Here is a 16,156-nt window from a genome sequence, read left to right as displayed (position 1 = left end):
AGCGCATGAACGCGAGCCCGGGGGACGGCCTGCGGCCACCGGAGGCCGTCGCCGAAGTCGGCGAGGAGCAGGCCGTGGGCATGGTGGGAGTCGCACCTGACCGCGCGGCCGAGCTCGAGCAGCGGGCCCGCGCCTGGATCGCGGAGCTGGCCGCCGCCGACCCGGAGAGCGAAGGGTTCCGCCGCAAGATCGTCGGGTTCTCCCGGCTGGGCGACAAAGAGATGCGGGAGTCGAGCGACGCCTCCCGGCAGATGCTGAGCCGCCCGGCGGCGTCGCTCGCAGCGGCGCGCGGCAAGAAGTCGGTGCGCTCCGATCCGCAGTACGGCGTGCTGCGCACCCTGCAGGAGCTTCGCTCGACCGTGAGCGACTTCGACCCGCAGCACCTTGCCGGCCGCTATCGCACTCTCTCGCGCCTTCCCGGCGGGAGGCGGCTGCGACGCTACATCGAGCGTTTCGAGTCGGCACAGCGGCAGCTCGACACGATGGTCGCCGCCCTCGATCACGGCGAGGAGTCGCTCCGCCGCGACAACGCGGCGATCGCCGAAGAACGTGCCGCGCTGTGGAAGACGACGGAACGGCTCAACGAGTACGTGCTGCTCGCCGGCGCGCTCGACCGCGCGACCGTGGAGTACGCGGCGCGGCTGCGGGTCACCGATCCCGATCGGGCCAAAGCGCTGGAGGACGAGGCGCTCTTCCCGATCCGCCAGCGTCGGCAGGACCTCACGACGCAGATCGCCGTCTCCGTGCAGGCGTACCTCGCGCTCGACGTCATCGCCAAGAACAACGTGCAGCTCATCAAAGGAGTCGAGCGGGCGAAGACCACGACCGTCTCCGCCCTGCGCACCGCGGTGGTGGTCGCCCAGGCCCTCGATAACCAGCGCATGGTGATCGACCAGCTGGCCGCCCTCCACCAGAGCACCAACACCCTGATCGGCCGCACGGGCGACGCGCTGCGCGACCAGACCGAGCAGATCCAGAAGGAGCAGACATCCTCGGCGGTCGACGTCGAAGCGCTGCAGCGGGCGTTCGACAACGTCTTCGCCACGATGGACAGCATCGAGACCTACCGCGGCCAGGCCATCGACAGCATGGCCAGCACGGTCGACGCGCTGGAGAACCAGGTGGCCCGCTCGCGCGGCTACCTCAAGAGGTCGCGGGGCGACACGAGCCAGGCGAAGCCGTAAGGAGCGAGCACGCGGCCGTCCCAGCCGTCGGCGAGCACCACCTCCCCGTGCCCGTGCACGTTCACCGTCGCGTCGCGATCCGCCAGGTTGTGGAGGGTGAGGAGGCCGTCGCGCTGAAGCGCGAGCACGGCCGGGTCGCCGCTGTCGACGACCGTCCAGCCGCCGGCGTCGGCGTGGGTGTCGCGTCGCACCCGGGCCAGTTCGCGCGCGAGGGCCAGCAGTGAACCGGGGTCGGCCTCCTGCGCTCGCACGTTGACCGCGGGGAACCCGAACGGACCGTCGACCTGCGTCCGCAGCGTCAGCGGCGACTCGGCTGCCGAGGTGAACCCTCCCCATTCGGTGTCGTCCCACTGCATCGTCGTGCGGGAGGCCCCGCGGCCCTCCACACTCAGGTCGTCGCCCACGCCGACCTCCTGACCCGCCTGCAGCAGTGGCACGCCGGGCAGGGCATGGAGGAGGCTCAGCGTCATCCGGACGCGCTGCTGCGGCTGCAGCATCGGCGCCCAGCCGCGACGGATGCCGCGCCCGTAGATGATGGCGCGGGGATCGGTCGCGAACCGGTCGAAGACCTCCTGCCGTTCGTCGTCGCTCAGCTGCGACAGGTCGAGCTCGTCGGCGTTGCGCATGAGGTTCAGGCGGGACTCGGGCGGGATGTTGGCGTCCAGGCGGGCGAGCGCTTCGACGATCGGCTGCGCCTGCTCGCGCGCGAGGGCGAGGAACGTCGCGTTGTTGAGGCTGAAGTCGATGACCGCGTCGAAGCGGTCGTTCTCGATCAGCTTCGCCATCAGTTCCGGCGCCTCATCGGCCTCGGCGATGAGCGCGACATCGGGTCGGATCTCGCGCAGGCGCGCCCGGAGCCTGTCGAAGAACACGTCGTCGTCGACATCGGTGTCCGGCCTCCCCTTGCCCTGCACGAGGAGGAGCGCGGCGTCGATCCGGAAGCCGTCGACCCCGACGCCGAGCCAGTAGGTGAGCAGCTGGACGATCTCCTCGAAGACATCGGGATCGGTCGCGTTGATGTCGGGCTGGAACGAGTAGAACTGGTGGTGGTAGTACCGGCCGGCCCGCTCGTCGAACGTCCAGACGCTCTCCTCCTCGCCGGGGAACATCGGATGATCGCCCGGCTCGGTGGAGTCGTCATCGCTCCACACGAAGAACTTCCCCGCCCGGCCGTCGGTGTCCTCCCGTGCGGCGAGGAACCACGGGTGCCGGTCGGAGGTGTGGTGCGGGACCGCGTCGATGAGGATGCGGATCCCGTGATCGTGGGCCCGCGCGATCAGCTCCCGCAGGTCGTCGAGGTCGCCGAAGCGCGGGTCGACCGCCAAGTGGTCGTCGACGTCGTAGCCGTTGTCTCTGCGCGCGCTGGGGTAGAACGGCAGCAGCCAGATCCAGGTGACACCGAGCGATGCAACGTGGTCGAGATGCTCGATGGCGCCGCGGAGGTCGCCGAAGCCATCGCCGTCGCTGTCGGCGAACCGGGACAGGTCGAGGCCGTAGACGAGGGCCCCCGGATCGGTCGCCCAGCCGGCCGGGTTGTCGGGTGTGTGTTCGTGCGTCTGTGGCATGCACCAGTAGTACGCCTGGTTTCGCTGCTGTGCCTCCCGGTGGCGGCGGGTCGGCGACCACGGCGTGTACCGCACCCGTGACCGTCCGGTCGACGGGCGATCACTCGCGCGGCACCAGCCGCACGATCACCGCCTTCGAGACCGGGGTGTTGCTGCCGGTGGCGGCGCTCTGCAGCGGCACGAGGACGTTCGCCTCGGGATAGTAGGCGGCCGCGCAGCCGCGAGCGGTCGGGTACGACACCACGCGGTAGTTCTCGAGCACCCGGTCGGGCTCGTCGCGCCACTCGCTGCGGATGTCGACGCGCTGGCCGTCGGTCAGGCCCAGCTCGGCGAGGTCGAACGGGTTCACGAAGACGACGTCGCGGCCGTTCTTGATGCCGCGGTAGCGGTCGTTGAGGCTGTAGATCGTCGTGTTGAACTGGTCGTGTGAGCGCAGCGTCTGCAGGATCAGCCGGCCCTCCGGCCGCTCCAGGTGCTCCAGCTCGTTGACGGTGATCATCGCCTTGCCCGTCGCCGTGTCGAAGCGCCGCTCGTCGCGGGGGCCGTTCGGGAGGACGAAGCCGCCCTTGCGGCGGATGTCGTCGTTGAAGCTCTCGAAGCCTGGGACGACGTGGCTGATGTGCTCGCGGATGACGTCGTACTCGGCCTCGAAGCCAGCCCAGTCGATGCCCAGCGCGGGATCGAGGGTCGCCTGCGCCAGCCGGCACACGATCGCGACCTCCGACAGCAGGCCGGACGCGACCGGGGGGACCTTGCCGTGCGTCGCGTGCACGGCGCAGACGCTGTCCTCCACCGATAAGAACTGCGGGCCACCCTTCTGGAGGTCGACCTCCGTGCGGCCGAGCGTCGGCAGGATGAGCGCCTCGTCGCCGGTCACCACGTGCGAACGGTTCAGCTTGGTCGACACCTGCACGGTCAGCCCGGCGCCGCGCATCGCGGCCTCCGCCGCCGCCGTGTCGGAGATCGCCCCGACGAAGTTGCCGCCCATCGCGAAGAAGACGTCGATCTCGCCGCGCTGGAGGCCCTCGATGGTCTGGAGGGCGTCGAAGCCGTGGGCGCGCGGCGGGTCGAACCCGAACTCGCGCTGCAGTGCGTCGAGGAACCTCTCGGGCATCTGCTCCCAGATCCCCATGGTCCGGTCGCCCTGCACGTTGCTGTGGCCGCGGATCGGGGAGGCGCCCGCCCCCGGCTTGCCGATGTTGCCGCGCAGCAGCAGGAGGGTGATGAGCTCCTTGAGGGTGGCGACGGCGTTCTTCTGCTGCGTGAGACCCATCGCCCAGGTGATGATCGTGCGGTCGGAGCGCACGTAGAGGTCGGCGAGGAGGTCGATGTCGGCCAGGCTGAGGCCGGTGGCCTCCAGAACCGTGGCGTCGTCGAGGGTCGCGATGTGCGCGCGGAACTCCTCCAGCCCGAGGGTGTGCTCGGCGAGGAACGCGTGATCGAGCACGGTTCCCGGTGCGGCGTCCTCGGCCTCCAGCACCCGCTTCGACACCGCCTGGAGGAGCGCCATGTCACCGCCGGAGCGGATCTGCAGGAAGTGGTCGGCGATCTGCGTGCCCTTGCCGATGATGCCGCGCGGCTTCTGCGGGTTCTTGTAGCGGATGAGCCCGGCCTCCGGCAGCGGGTTCACCGCCACGATGGTGGCGCCATTGCGCTTGGCCTCCTCCAGCGCGGTGAGCATGCGCGGGTGGTTCGTGCCCGGGTTCTGGCCCATCACGATGATCAGCTCGGCCTTGCCGAAGTCGTCGTAGGCGATCGTCGACTTGCCGATGCCGATGGTCTCGCTCAGCGCGGTGCCGGTCGATTCGTGGCACATGTTCGAGCAGTCCGGGAGGTTGTTGGTCCCGAACGCGCGCACGAACAGCTGATAGACGAAGGCGGTCTCGTTGGCCGTTCGACCGCTGGTGTAGAAGGCGGCGCGATCGGGCGAGTCGAGGGCGTTCAGGCGGTCGGCGATCAGCGCGAACGCGGCCTCCCAGCCGATCGGCTCGTAGTGGTCGGAACCGGCCGGCTTGTAGACGGGCTCGACGAGACGGCCCTGCATCCCGAGCCAGTACTCGGACTTGTCGAGCAGGCTGGTCAGCGAGTTCTCGGCCCAGAAGGTCGTCGGCACGGTGATCGGAGTCGCCTCCCAGGTGACCGCCTTGGCGCCGTTCTCGCAGAACTCCAGGAGGTTGCGCTCGCCCGGGTCGGGCCACGCGCAGCTCATGCAGTCGAAGCCGTTCTTCTGGTTGATCGCCGTCATCAGCTTCGCGGTGCGCGCCGGGCCCATCTCGCGGATCGCCGGCTCCATCGAGTGCAGGATGGCGGGGACGCCGACGGCCCACTCCTTCTTGTGGCCGACCTCGAGGTCCGGGTACTCGCTTCCCGGGTTCACATCCGTCTCATGCATCAGACGAGGGTCTCCTGACTCTGCGGTTCGCGTGCCTGCGGTTGCGCGACGGGCGCCGGCACGACGCGCTCCGCCCCGGAGTAGACCACCATCGACGATCCCCGGAGGAACCCGACCACCGTGAGGCCGAGCTCCGTGCCGAGGTCGACGGCGAGCGACGACGGCGCCGACACCGCGGCCAGCACCGGGATGCCGGCCATCGAGGCCTTCTGCACCAGCTCGAAGGAGGCCCGGCCCGACACCATCAGCACGGTTCCGCTGAGCGGGAGGCGGCCCTCCTTGAGCGCCCAGCCGACCACCTTGTCGACCGCGTTGTGCCGGCCGACGTCCTCACGGAGGACGAGCAGCGCGCCGGTCGACGCGTCGAACAGCGCGGCCGCGTGGAGGCCTCCGGTCTTCTCGAACATCGCCTGGCCCTCCCGCAGCCGGTCGGGGAGGGTGGTCAGCAGCTCGTCGGTCACGCGGACGGCGTCGTCCGCGACGGGGTAGGCGGAGCGGGTGCGGACGGCGTCGATGCTGGCCTTGCCGCAGAGGCCGCACGAGCTGGTCATGTAGAAGTTGCGGTCGAGGCTCACGTCGGGGCGCGGAACGCCGGGCGCCAGCGTGACGTCGAGGACGTTGTAGGTGTTCTCGCCGTCGACCGTGCCGCCGGCGCAGTAGCGGATGGCGTTCAGCTGGTCGGCGTGCGCGATCACGCCCTCGGAGACGAGGAAGCCCGCAGCCAGATCGAAGTCGCTGCCGGGGGTGCGCATGGTGATCGAGAGCGGGGTGCCCGCTACCCGGATCTCGAGCGGCTCCTCGACGGCGAGCACGTCCTCCCGCCGGCTGCGCGATTCACCGACGACGATGCGCGTGATCTGTTTTCGCGATGTCGTTCGACTCATGTTCCAGGCTTACCACGGGCGGCCCCTGGCCCATACTCGAATGATGTGTGGAACAGCATCACGGATGGACATGGCGCGGTGACCGCGCGGCCGACCTGGCTGGAGGCACGCGCGATCGCGGCTTCCGCCGGAGCCGGTGCGATGCTTCCTCCGGAGCCCGTCGCGCTCGATCGTGCGGTGGGGCGCCGCCTCGTCGACGACCTGGTGACGCCGATCGACCTCCCGCACTTCGCTTCCGCCGCGATGGACGGCTGGTTCGTCGTCGGGGACGGCCCGTGGCGGGTCGTCACCGCCGGAGCCACGGCGCCGGCCGGGGGCCAGGCGTGGCCGATCGTCACGGGTGCACCGGTGCCGGACGCACCGGAGCCGGGCCTTCCGATCGCGGTGCTGCGCAGCGAGAGCGGGGTCGTGGAGGACGGCCTCCTGCGCTCGACGGTCGCAGCGGAGCCGCGGCCCGACCATCACATCCGGCGGCCGGCGACGGAGGCCGGGCGCGGCGAGCTGCTCATCGCCGCCGGCACCCTGCTCAACCCCGCGCATGTCGCCCTCGCGGCCGCCACCGGCGCCGACGAGCTGACCGTGCAGGCGGTGCCGTCGGTCGCGCTCGTGTTCACGGGCGACGAGGTGGTCACCGAGGGCGTGCCGCCCACGGGGCGTGTGCGCGACAGCTTCGGCGTGCAGTTCCCGGCGCTCGTCCGGATGCTCGGCGGCCGTGTCACGGGAGCGGTGCGCGTCCCCGACCATCACGACGAGACCGTCGCGGCGCTGCGCGACTCCCGCGCCGACGTCGTCATCACGACCGGCGGCACCGGAGGCTCGTCGGCCGACCACGTGCGGGCGGCGCTCCTCGCCCTCGACGCCCACCTCCTCGTCGACGGTGTGGCGATGCGACCGGGAGGCCCCACCCGCATCGCCCGGCTGCCGGACGGCCGGCTCGTCGTCGCCCTCCCGGGCAACCCGCTCGCGGCGATGGTGGCGGCGATCACGCTCGTGGAGCCGCTGCTCGCCGGCCTGGCCGGCCGCGAACCGGTGCCGACGCGCGTCGTGCGCGGCACCGACGTGGAGGGCCGCGCGGGGACGACCGTACTGGCCCCCTACACCGACGTCGGCGGGCGCGCGGTCGTCGCGGCCTGGCGCGGCGCCGCCATGTTGCGCGGGCTCGCCGGAGCGACCGGCCTGCTGGTCGTGCCCCACGAGGGCGAGCCCCTGTCGTTGCCGCTCCCCTGGCCGATCTCCACGGGGTCTCCTGTGGAGATCTAGTTCTCCACAGGTTCACGGAGCCGGGGGTTCGCGGGCTCGGAGCTGGGATAGCGTGGCAGTCGTGCCGGGAGGAGAGCAGATGGACGAGTCGGTAGAGACCGAGACGCAGGCCAGCGAGGTGGCGGCCGAAGTGGAGACCGCCGAGGCCGAGGTCGCCGAGTCCGAAGCCACCGAGATCACCTACGACGAACAGCTGTACCCGGCGCGTCCGCGCCGGCTGCGGCCCCGCGCGAACCTGCGCGGCGGCAGCATCCGTCGCACGGTGTCAGACCCGCGCGCGGCCAACGGCCTGAACCCCGCCTACGTCCAGTGGCTGGTCCGGCAGTCGATGCTGAAAGACGCCGACGTGCTCAGCCGGCAGCTCTCCGGTTCGCCCAGCATGTGGCGCAACCCCTACGCGCGCCCGGACGCACGGCGCGCGGTCGCGACCTCCGACGTCTGGTTCACCGCCTACCCGATCTCGCTGATCACCCGCAGGGATCAGAGCTTCCTGGCCGCGCTGGCCGACCCCGACCTGTGGGCCGCCTTCCAGCGCATCGGCATCAACGGCGTCCACACCGGCCCGGTGAAGAGGGCCGGCGGCATCCGCGGGTGGCAGGAGACCCCGAGCGTCGACGGCCACTTCGACCGGATCGGCACGCAGATCGACCCGATCTTCGGCGACGAGGAGACCTTTCAGCGCCTGACGGACGTCGCCGAGGAGCACGGCGGCGTCGTCATCGACGACATCGTGCCGGGTCACACCGGCAAGGGCGCCGACTTCCGGCTCGCCGAGATGGCGTACAAGGACTACCCCGGCATCTATCACATGGTCGAGATCCCGCCGGAGGAGTGGCACCTGCTCCCCGAGGTGCCCGAACACCGCGACTCGGTCAACCTCGATCTGGCGACGGAGGCGGCGCTCGCGGAACGCGGCTACATCATCGGCGAGCTGCAGCGTGTCATCTTCTACGCTCCAGGCATCAAAGAGACGAACTGGAGCGTCACCGCGCCGGTGGTGGGCGTCGACGGGGTGACACGGCGCTGGGTGTACCTGCACTACTTCAAGGAGGGGCAGCCCTCGGTCAACTGGCTCGACCCCACGTTCTCGGGCATGCGGCTCGTGATCGGCGACGCCCTCCACTCGCTCGGCGACCTCGGCACGAGCGCGCTGCGACTCGACGCCAACGGCTTCCTCGGCGTCGAGAAGAGCGCGGAGGGCCTGCCGGCCTGGTCGGAGGGCCACCCGCTGTCGCACGCGGCCAACCACGTGATCGCGGGCATGGTGCGCAAGGTCGGCGGCTTCACGTTCCAAGAGCTCAACCTGACCGTGGAGGACATCCGCGACACCGGCGCTGTCGGCGCCGACCTGTCCTACGACTTCATCAACCGCCCGGCGTACCACCACGCTCTCGCGACCGGTGACACCGAGTTCCTGCGCCTCACCCTGCGCACGTCCCTGGAGCTCGGGGTCGAGCCGGTGAGCCTGGTGCACGGCCTCCAGAACCACGACGAGCTGACCTACGAGCTCGTGCACTGGGCGACGCTCCACAAGAACGACCTGTACCCGTTCCGGTACCAGGAGCTGACCGGAGGCGAGCTGGCCGAGCTGATCCGGTCGGAGCTGGTCGAGAAGCTCACCGCACCGTCCGCCGACTACAACCTGGTGTTCACGACCAACGGGATCGCCTGCACCACGGCCTCCCTCATCGCGGCCACGCAGGGTCACCCCACGCTCGACTCGATCGCCGAGTCCGACGTTGCGGCCATCCGCGACGCGCACCTGCTGCTCGCGGCGTTCAACGCGTGGCAGCCGGGCGTGTTCGCGTTGTCGGGCTGGGATCTGCTCGGGGCGCTGACGCTCCCCCGCACCGAGGTCGCCGACCTGATCGCCGACGGCGACACACGCTGGGTGGAGCGCGGCGCGCACGACCTTCTGGGCGTCGCCCCCGACGAGCAGCGCTCGGCGTCCGGCATGCCGCGGGCGCGCTCGCTCTACGGCACGCTGCCCGAGCAGCTGAAGCGCCGCGACTCGTTCGCGAGCGGGTTGCGCGACCTGCTGCGCATCCGTTCCAAGTACGGCATCGCCTCCGCTCGCCAGGTCGACGTGCCCGACGTCGCGCATCCCGGGATGCTGGTGCTGGTCCACGAGCTGGAGACGCTCGACGAGCAGGGCCTCCCGATCGTGCAGCTGACGGTGCTCAACCTGAGCGCCGAGGCGGTGGACGGCACGGTGCGATCCGACGCCATGCCGCTGGGCGCGGCGGTCGTGGACGCGGGTGACGACGCCGAGATCGCGACCGTCGACAACCTCAGCAGCTTCCCGTTGAGCATCGGGCCGTACGGGGTGCGGTTCCTGGTCCTGCAGCGGCCGGCCCCGGTGGAGGCCTGACGTCCGGCGGGCATGTTCGTGACGAATCCGTCGATTCGTGCCACGAATGCCGCGATTCGTCACGAATCTGGAGGGCTCGATGGCATGTGCTTTAATCTGCGTATGGATGCAGATAAGCCGATATGCGGACGTTTGCCCGACAGTCAGTTCGTCGAACTCGCGGTGGAGGTGTTCGGGATGCTCGCCGACGCCACCCGCGTGCGCATCATCCTCGCGCTGCGGGACGCGGGCGAGCTGTCGGTCAACCACCTCGCCGACATCCTCGACAAGCAGCCGGCCGCGGTCTCCCAGCACCTCGCGAAGCTGCGGCTCGCGCGCATCGTCGCGACCCGGCAGGACGGCCAGCGCGTCTTCTACCGCCTCGAGAACGAGCACGCGAGCCGGTTGGTGACCGACGCGATCTTCCAGGCGGAGCACTCGCTCGGCGGCACCCCGCGGCACCACCACGCGTCGGCGACGGCCGAGACGGAGGCATCGGCATGAGCGGGGCGGCGCACACGCACCACGACCACCCGCACGACCACGACCACACGCACGAGCACACGCACGACCACGAGCACCCGCACGACCACGACCACCCGACCGGCTTCAAGGGCTTCCTCTACGGGCTCTTCGTCCCGCACTCCCACGACGCCGCCGACTCCATCGACGATGCCCTGGAGGCGAGCACCGAGGGCGTCCGCGCACTCAAGATCAGCCTCTTCGTGCTGCTCGGCACCACCCTCCTCCAGGCCGTCATCGTCGCCTTCAGCGGGTCGGTCGCACTGCTGGCGGACACGGTCCACAACTTCTCCGACGCTCTGACGGCCATACCGTTGTGGGTGGCGTTCGTGCTCGGCCGGCGTGTGGCCTCCCGCCGCTACACCTACGGGTTCGGCCGCGCGGAGGACCTCGCCGGCCTGTTCATCATCGCCGTCGTCGCGCTGTCGGCGGTCGTCGCCGCCTGGCAGTCGATCGACCGGCTCTTCCACCCGCACCCGCTGGAGAATATCGGCTGGGTGGTCGTCGCCGGACTCATCGGCTTCGCCGGCAACGAGGCGGTCGCGATCTACCGCATCCGCGTGGGCCGGCGGATCGGCTCCGCCGCACTGGTCACCGACGGCGTCCACGCCCGCATCGACGGCTTCACCTCCCTCGCGGTCGTGATCGGCGCGATCGGCGTCATGCTCGGCTTCCCGCTCGCCGACCCGATCGTCGGCCTCCTCATCTCGGCGGCGATCATCGTGCTGCTCTGGGGAACCGTCCGCAGCATCGGGCGCCGCCTGCTCGACGGCATCGAGCCCGAACTGGTCGACCGCCTGGAGCACGCGCTCGAGGAGACGCCGGGCGTGGCGGCCGTGCCGCGCGTCCAGCTGCGCTGGGTCGGTCACCGGCTGCACGGCAGCGCGCGGCTGGAGGTCGCCGCGACCTCCCTCGACGACGCGCACCGCATCGTGGAGGCCGCCCGGGCGCACGCGGGGTCGCACCTCCGCAACCTGGACGAGCTGCACCTGGAAGTCGCGCCGACGGCTGCGCACCCGACGCGATGACGAGCGAGGCGGCGGTGGACGGCCCGGCGCGGCGCAGGCTGATCCGGTTCGGCATCGGCCTCGAGGTCGTCACCCTCGCCTGGAACGTCATCGGCGTCGTCGTGCTGGGGGTGCTCGCCTACGCGAGCGCCTCCGTCGCGTTGCTGGGCTTCGGGCTCGACAGCCTCATCGAGATCGGCGCCAGCACGGTCGTGATCTGGGAGCTCACGGGCAGCGGCGAGCGACGTCAGCGGATCGCCCTCCGGCTCATCGGCGCCGCCTTCGTGCTGCTGGCGGCCTACCTGCTGGTCCAGGCGATCGTCGCCCTGCTCGCCGGTCACCGCGCGGCCCCGTCGCCCGCTGGCGCGGGCTGGACGGCCGTTACCGCGGCCGTCATGTTCGCACTCGCGTTCGGCAAGGCCCGCACCGGTCGCCGGCTGGGCAACCCCGTGCTGATCACCGAAGGCCGGGTGACGCTGATCGACGGCATCCTCGCCACCGCGGTGCTCGTCGGCATCGCGCTCGACGGGCTGCTGGGCTGGTGGTGGGCCGACCCGGTCGCCGGGCTGGTGATCGTCGGGTACGCGGTGCGGGAGGCCGCGCAGATCTTCCGCGGCGAGCACGACGAGGGCTGAGCCGAGGGGGCCGCGTCGACGGGGGACCCTTGCCGCACGCGCCGCGCGAGCGGTCGAATGAGCGCATGAGAAACCACTACGAAGTGTCCCGGATGGGGATGCAGGATGTGCCGCCCTCCGGTCGCGCGCTGGTCGTCGCGGTCGTCGTCTGGAGCCTCGCCTGGAAGGGCGCCTCGCTGTGGCGCGCGGCCAGGAACGGCAGCAAGCCGTGGTTCGTGACTCTGCTGCTCACCAACACACTCGGCGCTCTCGACGCCGTCTATCTGTTCGGCGTCGACCGGCGTCACCTCCGCGAAAAGTTGCGGGAACGCGTGATCCCCGCCGGGGGTCCGGACGAAACGGCCTAGCCGACGACGGCCGGCGGGCTCGACAAACTCGTCATGACGCCGGCGTAGCCTGCGCCGCCGCATCCCTCCGCGCGACGGCAGCGATCGAGACCGCGGAGGTCGCGACGCTGACGAGCGCTCCGAGCAGGATCGCGCCTCCCTCGCCCGGTGCCAGCGCATGCGTCTCGAGGCCGAGCGTCACCGCCGCGACCGGCACGCCGAGCTGACCGGCCGACGCCACCGCCTGCGCCCAGGGGAGGCCGGCGAGGCGGGAGGCCAGGTGAGCGACGATCGCGCCGGCGCCGAGAGCGAGGCCGAGCAGGATCATCGCCGGGTGCGCGACGAGTTCGCGGAGGTCGAGCGACGCACCCAGCCAGACGAAGAACAGCGGGCCGAAGAAGCCCTCCGTTATCCCGAACAGCTGCCGCGCGAGTCGGTGCGGCTCGCCGACGGCCGACAGCAGCAGCCCGAGTGCGAAGCCGGCGATCATGATCGACAGGTGCGCGAACTGCGCGATGGCCGCGAACGAGAACAGCACCAGGAGGCTGACCCGCAGCTCCAGTGCGAACCTCCGCCGTTCGGAGTAGTCGTGGACGAACTGACGGCGGCCCGAGCGCACGAAGCGGGTCAGCGCGAACCAGAGCGCCACGGTGATCGCGGCGATGACGACCAGGCCGATTCCCGCGGTGAGCGCGCGCCCCGGTTCGATGACGAGCGGCAGGAGGACGACGCACACGACGTCCGCGACCGCGATCTGTGCGACGAGCTGCGCGGCCGACCGCTTGTCGATGCCCACCGACTGCAGCATCGGCAGCACGAGGGCGGCGGACGACGACGCCACCAGCACGCCGTACAGCAACCCGTGCGGGGAGTGGAAGACCAGGGCGAGCAGTGCCGCCAGCGCGGCGGAGGCCGCCCCGACAGCGGCCGCGCCGAGGGCGCCGCGCGCGAAGGCGGCGCGCACGTCCCGGTCAGCCAGCGGCACCTGCGAGCCGACGACGACCATCGTCAGCCCGAAACCGATCTGGGCGAGCAGGGTGAAGTCGTCGTTCGTCGGATCGACCAGCCGGAATCCCGACGTGCCGATGACGAGGCCGCCGACGAGCTCTCCCACCACGACGGGCACCCGCCACCGCGCCCGGGCCGACGCGAGCGGACCGAGCAGGCCGACGGCGACCACCAGCGCGAGCAGGGCGAAGCTCATGAGGGAACCGTAGCGGGGCCGGGCGCTGTGCGGACGGCGACACCCTCCGACGATGCGCCGACGGCCACCGACGCTCGGCCGACTCCATAGCTCTTCCTTAGGCGACTCTCAGCCCACGTAAGAATGCACAAAGATTCAGCCGCCATCGTTGGAGTCATGGCAGAGACCTGGGCCGCTGCGACGGCCCCCACGACGAACCCCGCGAGGCGACCGCGCCGCGGCACCGCGACGCGGCACCGGCGCAGTGCGCGCACGGTGCGCGTCGTGCTCGTGGCGAGTGTCGTCGTGGTGCTCGGGATGTGGTGGTTCAGCGTCCCGGCGAGCTTCGCCTCCACCCCGGCGAACGCGATCACCTCCATCGGCGAGCTGAGCGGGATGGTCGGCGCGCTGCTGGTCTGCTACCAGGTGCTGCTGATCGCCCGGATCCCGTGGTTCGAGAACGCCGTCGGCCTCGACAAGCTGGTCTCGTGGCACCGGTCGCTCGGAGCCTCGGTGATCTTTCTCATCGTCGTCCACGTCGTCTTCATCGTGCTGGGCACGGAGGTGGTCGACAAGACGACGCCGTGGGACGAGTTCTGGAACGTCTACTACTCCTACCCCGACATGTTCACCGCGCTCGTCGGCACCATCGCGTTCCTCGCCGTCGGCCTCAGCAGCGCCCGGCTCATCCGCGCCAAGCTGTCGTACGAGGTCTGGTACTGGCTGCACGTCACGACTTACGTGGCGATCTTCCTCACCTTCCTGCACCAGCTGAGCGGAGGCGCGCACTTCGTGTCGAACCCGCTCAACCGCGTGCTCTGGATCGCGCTCTACCTCGGCACCGCCTCCGCCGTGCTGACCTGGCGGTTCATCCTCCCCACCATGGACGCCTGGCAGCGCAGGATGCGCGTGGCCGCGGTCGTGCCGGAGGGGCACGGGCTGAACAGCGTCTGGCTCACCGGGCCGCACGTCGATCGGCTGGGGGTCCGCGCGGGCAACTTCCTGCTGTTCCGGTTCGTCGCCTGGGGACACCTGGGCACGGCACACCCGTACTCCGTGTCGGCCGTGCCGTCGAACGACCACCTACGCATCACCGTCGGCACGCTCGGCGACCACTCCAGCCGGCTGGCGGCGCTCAAGCCCGGCACCCTGGTCTTCGCGGAGGGCCCGTTCGGTCACTTCACGGCCGACCGGGCGAGCCGCGGCAAGATCCTCCTCGTCGCCGGCGGCGCCGGGATCGGCCCGATCCGCGCCCTCGCGGAGGACCTGGTCGCCCGCGGGGCGCAGCCCGTCGTGCTCTACCGGGTGAGCCGGCCCGAGCAGCTCGCGCTGCTGAACGAGCTCACGTCGATGCCGGGCGTCACCGTCTACCCGCTGGTCGGCCGCCGCGCCGAGCTCGGCTTCGACCCGCTCGGCCCCGGCTACCTGAAGCGGATCGTCCCGGACGCCCACAACTGGGAGGCTTTCATCTGCGGGCCGGAGGGCATGGCGGCGAACGTGGAGGCCAGCCTGAAGGAGCTGCGGATGCCCAAGCGATTCATCCACCGAGAAGAACTGAGCATGTCATGAACAACAAGTCGTGGCGGGGGACCATCCTCTTCACCGTGATCCTGGTGACCATGGGCGCGACCGTCGGCCTCAAGCTGTACGGGGTCGGCGAGCAGGCGACCAGCGCTCAGACCTCGGTCCACGTGTCCACCTCCGCCTCGGGCAGCACGACCTCCACCGCCCCGACCACCAGCACGCCCAGCGCGACCGCGACGCCGTCGCCGAGCGCGACCGCCTCCGCGCCGGCCGCCTCCGCCGCGTCGGCCACCAAGACCGTCACCGGCACCGCCGTCGACACGCGCTACGGGCCGGTGCAGGTGAAGGTGACGTTCTCGGGCACCACGATCACCGCCGTCGACACCGTGCAGTACCCGAGCGAGAGCGGCCGCGACGTCGAGATCAACTCGCAGGCGCTGCCCATCCTGCAGCAGGAGACACTGTCGAAGCAGTCGGCCCAGATCGACACGGTCTCCGGGGCGACCTACACCTCGGAGGGCTACATCCAGTCGCTGCAGTCGGCGATCGACCAGCGATGAGGTTCCTCGATACCGTGATGGGCATCCCCATGTCGATCGATGTCCGCGACCCGCGCGACGCGACGGCGGCGGCCGGGCGCGCCTTCGCCGTGCTGCGGGAGGCCGACGAGCGCTTCAGCGCCTACCGGCCCGACAGCGAGCTCAGCCGCGTGAACGCGCACGGAGGCGGGCTCGACGGCGTCAGCGACGACTTCCGGGAGGTCGTGGCGCTCGGGTCGGCGCTGGCCGACGCGTCCGGCGGGGCGTTCCGCATCCGCCGGCCGGACGGGAGCTGGGACCTCGACGGCGTCGTGAAGGGCTGGGCGGCCGACCGCGCCGCGCGCGTGCTGACCGAGGCGGCCTTCCGCGACCACTGCCTGAACGCCGGCGGCGACGTGGCGGTCGCGGGCAGTCCGGGCGATGGGAGGCCGTGGCACGTCGCGGTGCGCTCCCCTGACAGCGCCACCGAGCTGCTCGCCGTGCTGGAGGTGACAGACGGGGGCGTCGCGACCTCCGGCGCCTACGAGCGCGGCACCCACATCGTCGACGGCCGCACGGGAGCGGCGGCGACCGGGCTGCGCAGCGCGACTGTCGTCGCCGACGACCTGACGATGGCGGACCTGCTGGCGACCGCCGTCTTCGCCCTCGGGCCGCACGGCGTGCGCTGGGCGCTCGGCCACGGCGCTCGCGCCGTGCTGGCGGTCGCGGCCGACGGAACGCTGCTGGGCGTGGGCGACCTGGCCTTCGCGCGCGCGGAGGACGACGGGTGAGCGCGGACGGTTCGG

General features: G+C 71.1%; 14 protein-coding genes. 10 read left to right on the top strand and 4 right to left on the bottom strand.

Annotated elements, in window-relative coordinates; genetic code table 11:
• Window positions 1-5 precede the first annotated feature (5 nt).
• Window positions 6-1,184, top strand: a complete 1,179-nt coding sequence (locus ASF88_RS02460) for a toxic anion resistance protein (protein ID WP_082518707.1) — start codon at window positions 6-8, stop codon at window positions 1,182-1,184.
• Here ASF88_RS02460 and ASF88_RS02455 read toward each other — a convergent pair.
• The 3 genes from ASF88_RS02455 to fdhD all read right to left on the bottom strand — a co-directional run bounded on the left by ASF88_RS02455 (window position 1,139) and on the right by fdhD (window position 6,025).
• Window positions 1,139-2,749, bottom strand: coding sequence for an alpha-amylase family glycosyl hydrolase (locus ASF88_RS02455; protein ID WP_055913765.1), 1,611 nt, complete (start codon window positions 2,747-2,749; stop codon window positions 1,139-1,141). The genes ASF88_RS02460 and ASF88_RS02455 overlap by 46 nt on opposite strands.
• Window positions 2,750-2,849: 100 nt before the next feature.
• A complete protein-coding gene (locus ASF88_RS02450; protein WP_055913762.1) occupies window positions 2,850-5,141 on the bottom strand; it encodes an FdhF/YdeP family oxidoreductase in 2,292 nt (763 codons plus the stop codon).
• On the bottom strand, window positions 5,141-6,025 hold the full coding sequence (fdhD, locus tag ASF88_RS02445; protein WP_055913759.1) for a formate dehydrogenase accessory sulfurtransferase FdhD: 885 nt from the start codon (window positions 6,023-6,025) through the stop codon (window positions 5,141-5,143). The genes ASF88_RS02450 and fdhD overlap by 1 nt, the downstream gene beginning before the upstream one ends.
• A gap of 45 nt (window positions 6,026-6,070) precedes the next feature.
• Here fdhD and ASF88_RS02440 point away from each other — a divergent pair, with 45 nt between their 5' ends.
• From ASF88_RS02440 to ASF88_RS02415, 6 genes are all read left to right on the top strand, one after another.
• Window positions 6,071-7,285 carry a molybdopterin molybdotransferase MoeA gene (locus ASF88_RS02440; protein ID WP_157498169.1) on the top strand — a complete coding sequence of 405 codons (1,215 nt, stop codon included), beginning with the start codon at window positions 6,071-6,073 and terminating at the stop codon, window positions 7,283-7,285.
• Window positions 7,286-7,364: 79 nt separating this feature from the next.
• A complete protein-coding gene (treS, locus tag ASF88_RS02435; RefSeq protein ID WP_055913753.1) occupies window positions 7,365-9,656 on the top strand; it encodes a maltose alpha-D-glucosyltransferase in 2,292 nt (763 codons plus the stop codon).
• A gap of 102 nt (window positions 9,657-9,758) precedes the next feature.
• A complete protein-coding gene (locus ASF88_RS02430; protein WP_055913750.1) occupies window positions 9,759-10,139 on the top strand; it encodes an ArsR/SmtB family transcription factor in 381 nt (126 codons plus the stop codon).
• Window positions 10,136-11,185, top strand: a complete 1,050-nt coding sequence (locus tag ASF88_RS02425; RefSeq protein ID WP_055913747.1) for a cation diffusion facilitator family transporter — start codon at window positions 10,136-10,138, stop codon at window positions 11,183-11,185. The genes ASF88_RS02430 and ASF88_RS02425 overlap by 4 nt, the downstream gene beginning before the upstream one ends.
• On the top strand, window positions 11,182-11,799 hold the full coding sequence (locus ASF88_RS02420) for a cation transporter (RefSeq protein ID WP_055913744.1): 618 nt from the start codon (window positions 11,182-11,184) through the stop codon (window positions 11,797-11,799). Before ASF88_RS02425 ends, ASF88_RS02420 begins: the two co-directional genes overlap by 4 nt.
• Before the next feature lie 65 nt (window positions 11,800-11,864).
• A complete protein-coding gene (locus tag ASF88_RS02415) occupies window positions 11,865-12,146 on the top strand; it encodes a DUF5652 family protein (protein ID WP_055913741.1) in 282 nt (93 codons plus the stop codon).
• A gap of 31 nt (window positions 12,147-12,177) precedes the next feature.
• On the opposite strand, the gene ASF88_RS02410 is transcribed toward ASF88_RS02415, so the two are convergent.
• Complete coding sequence (locus tag ASF88_RS02410) at window positions 12,178-13,329, bottom strand: cation:proton antiporter (protein WP_055913738.1); 1,152 nt, start codon at window positions 13,327-13,329, stop codon at window positions 12,178-12,180.
• A gap of 156 nt (window positions 13,330-13,485) precedes the next feature.
• Here ASF88_RS02410 and ASF88_RS02405 point away from each other — a divergent pair, with 156 nt between their 5' ends.
• Genes ASF88_RS02405 through ASF88_RS02395 form a run of 3 tightly spaced genes read left to right on the top strand, consistent with a single transcriptional unit; the run spans window position 13,486 to window position 16,141 of the window.
• Window positions 13,486-14,877, top strand: coding sequence for a ferredoxin reductase family protein (locus ASF88_RS02405; protein WP_055913735.1), 1,392 nt, complete (start codon window positions 13,486-13,488; stop codon window positions 14,875-14,877).
• Window positions 14,874-15,392, top strand: coding sequence for an FMN-binding protein (locus ASF88_RS02400; protein ID WP_055913732.1), 519 nt, complete (start codon window positions 14,874-14,876; stop codon window positions 15,390-15,392). Before ASF88_RS02405 ends, ASF88_RS02400 begins: the two co-directional genes overlap by 4 nt.
• Window positions 15,389-16,141, top strand: a complete 753-nt coding sequence (locus tag ASF88_RS02395) for an FAD:protein FMN transferase (protein ID WP_055913729.1) — start codon at window positions 15,389-15,391, stop codon at window positions 16,139-16,141. The genes ASF88_RS02400 and ASF88_RS02395 overlap by 4 nt, the downstream gene beginning before the upstream one ends.
• Window positions 16,142-16,156: the final 15 nt, after the last annotated feature.

Origin of the sequence: Leifsonia sp. Leaf336, assembly GCF_001423695.1 — a bacterium.
Lineage (GTDB): Bacteria > Actinomycetota > Actinomycetes > Actinomycetales > Microbacteriaceae > Leifsonia.
This window is presented reverse-complemented; position numbering and strand designations above follow the sequence as displayed.

What these genes read in the sequence shown, in the direction of transcription:
- ASF88_RS02460 (WP_082518707.1), top strand. Translation starts at nt 6, where the DNA reads ATGAACGCGAGCCCGGGGGACGGCCTGCGGCCACCGGAGGCCGTCGCC.
- ASF88_RS02455 (WP_055913765.1), bottom strand. Translation starts at nt 2,749, where the DNA reads ATGCCACAGACGCACGAACACACACCCGACAACCCGGCCGGCTGGGCG.
- ASF88_RS02450 (WP_055913762.1), bottom strand. Translation starts at nt 5,141, where the DNA reads ATGCATGAGACGGATGTGAACCCGGGAAGCGAGTACCCGGACCTCGAG.
- fdhD (WP_055913759.1), bottom strand. Translation starts at nt 6,025, where the DNA reads ATGAGTCGAACGACATCGCGAAAACAGATCACGCGCATCGTCGTCGGT.
- treS (WP_055913753.1), top strand. Translation starts at nt 7,365, where the DNA reads ATGGACGAGTCGGTAGAGACCGAGACGCAGGCCAGCGAGGTGGCGGCC.
- ASF88_RS02430 (WP_055913750.1), top strand. Translation starts at nt 9,759, where the DNA reads ATGGATGCAGATAAGCCGATATGCGGACGTTTGCCCGACAGTCAGTTC.
- ASF88_RS02425 (WP_055913747.1), top strand. Translation starts at nt 10,136, where the DNA reads ATGAGCGGGGCGGCGCACACGCACCACGACCACCCGCACGACCACGAC.
- ASF88_RS02420 (WP_055913744.1), top strand. Translation starts at nt 11,182, where the DNA reads ATGACGAGCGAGGCGGCGGTGGACGGCCCGGCGCGGCGCAGGCTGATC.
- ASF88_RS02415 (WP_055913741.1), top strand. Translation starts at nt 11,865, where the DNA reads ATGAGAAACCACTACGAAGTGTCCCGGATGGGGATGCAGGATGTGCCG.
- ASF88_RS02410 (WP_055913738.1), bottom strand. Translation starts at nt 13,329, where the DNA reads ATGAGCTTCGCCCTGCTCGCGCTGGTGGTCGCCGTCGGCCTGCTCGGT.
- ASF88_RS02405 (WP_055913735.1), top strand. Translation starts at nt 13,486, where the DNA reads ATGGCAGAGACCTGGGCCGCTGCGACGGCCCCCACGACGAACCCCGCG.
- ASF88_RS02400 (WP_055913732.1), top strand. Translation starts at nt 14,874, where the DNA reads ATGAACAACAAGTCGTGGCGGGGGACCATCCTCTTCACCGTGATCCTG.
- ASF88_RS02395 (WP_055913729.1), top strand. Translation starts at nt 15,389, where the DNA reads ATGAGGTTCCTCGATACCGTGATGGGCATCCCCATGTCGATCGATGTC.